This is a genomic window from Pseudomonas sp. (genome assembly GCF_030696055.1).
GTDB lineage: Bacteria > Pseudomonadota > Gammaproteobacteria > Pseudomonadales > Pseudomonadaceae > Aquipseudomonas.
On record NZ_JAUYNP010000246.1, the window covers coordinates 1 to 4,581 of the forward strand.

Here is a 4,581-nt window from a genome sequence, read left to right on the forward strand (position 1 = left end):
CCCCTCGATGGAGTTGGGAGTGGAGGCGAGGTTGTGGGTGAGTTCCAGTGCCCGAGCGAGACGCATAAAAAATCCGATGCCAATACTGGCATCGGATTTTGATTTCTTGCGGCCAAAGGTCAAGTAAGAGGGCTTAACTGATCGGCATTAACCTGCGGGTCCCTTTTTTCTGCCTGAGATTTATCGCCAGTCTTGCAAGGCCTGCTTGGCCGCCTGATTCATCGGCTGGGCAAGCAAACCGGCGGGCGTCAGGCTGATGCTGTAGACCGCATCGTCGGCGACCGGCAAATAGGTCACCCGCCGCGCCTGGGGATCGAAGATAAACAGATCATGCTGGCCCAGCCGCAGCCAGCGCCACAGGTCTATGCCATAGGGGCTGCGGGCCAGGGCGACGCGGGTGTGTTGGGCGAGGGATTGCTGTTCGATGGCGAGAAAGCGTCCGGAGAGCTTTTCCAGGCGATAGCCGGGTTGCAAACCGATCAAGGCGGCCAAGCCCTTCCATTGCAGAACGCGCGCATCCAGCTGCCAGAGATCGCCTTCCATGGTCAGGCTGCGTTCCCGGCCGCCCTCCAATAGGTTGACCCTGTAGTAGGGGCCGTCGGCCTTGAAACTCAGGGTCGCCAGGGGTTTGCCTTCGGGAATAGGGCGGTAGCTGCTGAGGTCGTAGGTCAGCACGCCGATCAGCGCGGCCAAACCGAGAAATGCCAGCCCGCAGGTGCCACGCAACCAGCCGAGAAACCACTGCCGGTTGAACAGGATTCGCGCCGCCACCAATGCCGCCAGCACTGCCAACAATGCCGTCGCCCACGCCAGTCCGCCGTATTGCATCGAGGTGCATTCCTTATGCTGGGAAATGCCGGCATTATGCGCAGCAACCCCGCTGGCGACCAGCAAGATAGCCCCAGTATTCGACACAGGACGTGTTTTCTATGCCGCTGCCCTTTGCATTCAGCGTTGACCTGTCGACCTTGGCCATTCTTGCCCTGGTCGCCTTTATTGCCGGTTTTATCGACGCCATCGCCGGTGGCGGCGGCTTGCTGACCATTCCCGCCCTGCTGACCGCCGGCCTCCCCCCGCACCTGGCCATGGGCACCAATAAACTCTGCGCCACCTTTGGCTCGGCCACCGCCAGTTACACCTTTTACCGGCGCAAGCTGTTCGCCCCCAGGCAATGGCTCAATGCGCTGATCGGCACTGCTGTGGGGGCTTTATTGGGGGCAGCGCTGGCCCATTGGTTGCCCTCGGCATGGCTCAACCAGATGTTGCCGGCGGTGGTATTCGCCTGCGGCCTGTATCTGCTGTTTGGCCAAACACCGGCGGCGCCCCTGGTCGCCGATGCGCCTATTGGCCAAGGCCGGCAATGGCCACAGGGTCTGGGATTGGGTTTCTACGACGGGGTGGCCGGACCTGGCACCGGGGCGTTCTGGACGGTCAGCAGTTTGCTGCTCTACCCGCTGGATCTGGTGCGCGCCAGCGGGGTGGCACGCAGCATGAACTTCGTCAGCAACGCCTGCGCGCTCAGCGTGTTTATCATCAGTGGGCAGGTAGCCTGGCTGCTGGGCATCAGCATGGGGTTGGCACTGATGGTCGGCGCCTTTCTCGGCGCGCGTACGGCGATCAAGGGCGGCTCGAAGTTTATCCGCCCGGTCTTTATTCTGGTGGTGTTGGCCTTGACCGCCCGCCTAGCCTGGCAGCACTGGTTCGGGCCGGCGTAGGCTGGATGGCGCTGTATCCATCCACCGAGAGCGACTACCCCGGCAGCGACGGTTCCGGCAGCCCTAGCCGCCGCGCCACATAGACATCGATCAGATAACGGGCGATGGAACGGGGGGCCGGCAATGGCGGCAGGTCATGCACGCTGAACCACTGCGCATCTTCGATTTCTTCCGCCTGCATGTGGATATCGCCAGAGGCGTATTCGGCATGAAAACCCAGCATCAAGGAGTGCGGAAACGGCCAGCCCTGACTGCCGAGGTACTGCAAGTTGTGGACCTCGATCCCGACTTCTTCGCGCACTTCCCGCGCCACACAGTGCTCGACCGACTCCCCCGCCTCGACGAAGCCGGCCAGGGTGCTGTAGACCCCGGAAACGAAGCGTGGCGAACGGGCCAGGAGAATCTCATCGCCGCGGGTCACCAGCACTATCATGCTCGGCGACAGCCGTGGGTAATGCTGCAGCTCGCAGCGCGGGCAGTGCATGGCACGCTCGCCGGCGATGTGCTGCATGGCTCCACCACAACTGCCGCAGAAGCGATGCTGGCTGGCCCAGGTGCCGATCTGCGTGGCATAGCTGAGCAACTTGAAGGTATCGTCATCGCCCTGCAGCATAAACTGGCGCAGGCTCTGCCAGGCGCAACCGGGCATCTCGATCGGCTGTTCCAGCTCCAGCAGGTAGATGGCATCGCCATCGAAATGGCCCAGGCCATGTTCGGCCAGGATCGGCAGGTCCTGTTTCTTCAGCCATTCGCGGGGAAACAACACGCCATTGCTGTCAGCCAGAAACTGTTGTTTGCAATGGGCTAGCACCCAACCACCGGGTTGCTGGCTGTCGAGTAAGGCGGGCTGCCAACGTTGGGTCATTCAAGCCACCATCGGCATGCCGAGGGCGCGCACACTTTCAGCCGCCAGGTCGAGCACGCTCGGCTTGGTTTCCGGACGCATCACCGCACCGGCTTCCAGGTAGTACTCCAGGCTGCTCAAGGCGTCGGCGAGGGTTTCCAGCATCTGCTCGGACGGCATCTGCGCCGCCTCGTACATATGCCGCTGAATGTAATCGGCGCAGGCTCCCACCAAAATGCCCGCGCGTTCCTGATCGAGAAACCAGAGCCCGCCACGCACGGCTTGCAGGCTGAAGGGCACATTGGACAGGTGCATGCGATCGCCCCCCGACTCCAGGTAGGCGGTGATGGCGCGTTTGGCCAGCGCCAGGCCAGCCTGGGCTTCATCGACCACGACTATGCGGGCCTCGTTGAGCTGATGCTGGGCAAAGGACTCGGCTTCGGTTCCCAGCTGCGCCTGAACCGGCCTGACCTCGCGGCGCTCGCCGCGCTCCAGGCTGGCCACCATGCCTTCGACGTAGAGCACGGCATCCGCCAGCCTGTTCAGCTCCGCAGGCTCCGGCGCACGCTCTTCGCTCCAGCTGGCGACGGTCTGCAGCTGCGCATTCAGGGAATTACCCGCCGAACTCAGGCCGACCATGCCCAGGGTCTTGCTCAGTTTGCCGAGCAAGGCGTGCAGGTTAGTCAGACTGTCGCTTTGCAAGGTGCCGCGCTCGATCAGATCGAGGGTGTCCTTGACGCTGGTCAGCTCCTCACGGATCGCCGAACTCAGCGAACGCATGACGGCCTGGCCAGGGCCCGCCAGGCGCTGGTATTCCGCCTCCAGCATATGATCGGTAAAGGGCAGCGGCGTCAGGCCGAAGACTTCACCCAGGGCGACCGCCTGTGGGCCACGGCTGTCGGCCAGGGCGACCAGATAGAGGAGTTCCTTGAGCAGACTGCGCGGCGCTTCGTACTGCTGGTTGGCGAGCATCTGCTTGAGTTCGCGATCGATGCGCGAGAACAGTTGCTTGCGCGGCTTGCGTGCCAGCAACTGGCCATCAACCTGCGCCTCCACGGCGGCAGCCCCTACCCAACACAGGCGCCCGCGGGGCTCGTTGGCAAACAGGCTGTCCAGGCGCGTCAGCGCCCGGCCCATCAATTTCAAACTAGCCTGGGCGTTCTGCTCCCTGATAAAGCCGAGCAAGCCGACTTGATACATATGGCGCAGGCGCCGCCCTTCACTCTCCTTAGCCGCGGCATCCAGCGCGGCAGCCGCGCTGTGAGGGCGCGCCTGATCCAGGCGCACACTGAAAAAGAAGCTTTCCGGCAACGCCGGCTGGCGCCCGGCCAGACGCAGATCGTTGATCGCCGGCAACAGCAACTCCGGCATCTCCTGACGGTTCGCTTCGAGGTTTTCCAGATAACGACGCAGCACATGCAGGGCATTGCTCAGGGCCGAGAGCTGGACATCACGCTCCTCGCCTGCGCCGGCGGGAATGTCGGTGGCCTGGTCCAGCACTTCCTGAGCCAGCATTTCGGCGCCGGCCAACTCGATCAGGTTGAGGGTGCCGCGCACTTGATGCAGGTTTTCTACGGCTTGTTGCAGCAGGCTGCCGTTGTGTCGATCGGCGATAAATTGCTCAAGGCTCGACTCAGCCTCCTCCATGGTGGTGAACAGTTCATCGCGCACCAAATTAAGCGACGTGGCTCCAGAGACCATGGGTTATTGCGCCTCCCGCGTGGCGGGTGAAAACAGATCGAAGGACGGCATCAGTCGGCGAACTCCGGCTTCTGCTTGCTCATATGCGCCGCCATGGCCACGCGCAGGTCAACCGACTGCAGCATGGCGGCGTTCCAGGTGGCGATGTACTCGAGGCCATCGTCGACCCGGTGGTCGCGCATATAGCGAATCATTTCCTTGGTGCCGCGTATCGCCACAGGCGACTTGCTGGCGATCTCCCGGGCGATACCCATGACACCATCGAGCAGGGCGTCGGCATCGGCGAAGGTGCGGTTGACCAGGCCTATGCTGCGCGCCGCC

The 4,581-nt window shown here is 63.0% G+C and carries 4 protein-coding genes and 1 pseudogene; 1 reads left to right on the forward strand and 4 read right to left on the reverse strand.

Annotated elements, in window-relative coordinates:
* Positions 1-180 precede the first annotated feature (180 nt).
* Positions 181-828 (reverse strand): hypothetical protein, encoded by a 648-nt coding sequence (locus Q8Q83_RS14430; protein ID WP_305624834.1) that lies wholly within the window; start codon positions 826-828, stop codon positions 181-183.
* Positions 829-929: 101 nt separating this feature from the next.
* Here Q8Q83_RS14430 and Q8Q83_RS14435 point away from each other — a divergent pair, with 101 nt between their 5' ends.
* Entirely contained in the window at positions 930-1,715 is a 786-nt protein-coding gene (locus tag Q8Q83_RS14435) for a TSUP family transporter (RefSeq protein WP_371132415.1), read from the forward strand.
* 34 nt (positions 1,716-1,749) lie between these two features.
* Here Q8Q83_RS14435 and nudC read toward each other — a convergent pair whose 3' ends face one another.
* The 3 genes and pseudogenes from nudC to Q8Q83_RS14450 form a co-directional block, all read right to left on the reverse strand.
* The gene (gene nudC, locus Q8Q83_RS14440) at positions 1,750-2,580 is read right to left on the reverse strand and encodes an NAD(+) diphosphatase (RefSeq protein ID WP_305624835.1); all 831 of its coding nucleotides are present in this window, start codon (positions 2,578-2,580) and stop codon (positions 1,750-1,752) included.
* Entirely contained in the window at positions 2,581-4,260 is a 1,680-nt protein-coding gene (locus Q8Q83_RS14445) for a ferrous iron transporter B (protein ID WP_305624836.1), read from the reverse strand.
* Positions 4,261-4,310: 50 nt separating this feature from the next.
* Positions 4,311-4,581 (reverse strand): annotated as a pseudogene (locus tag Q8Q83_RS14450) (enoyl-CoA hydratase); the annotation flags it as partial.

Bases quoted from the DNA above. Each gene is read 5' to 3' on its own strand.
- Q8Q83_RS14430 (WP_305624834.1), bottom strand. From the start codon at position 828: ATGCAATACGGCGGACTGGCGTGGGCGACGGCATTGTTGGCAGTGCTG.
- Q8Q83_RS14445 (WP_305624836.1), bottom strand. From the start codon at position 4,260: ATGGTCTCTGGAGCCACGTCGCTTAATTTGGTGCGCGATGAACTGTTC.
- Q8Q83_RS14435 (WP_371132415.1), top strand. From the start codon at position 930: ATGCCGCTGCCCTTTGCATTCAGCGTTGACCTGTCGACCTTGGCCATT.
- nudC (WP_305624835.1), bottom strand. From the start codon at position 2,580: ATGACCCAACGTTGGCAGCCCGCCTTACTCGACAGCCAGCAACCCGGT.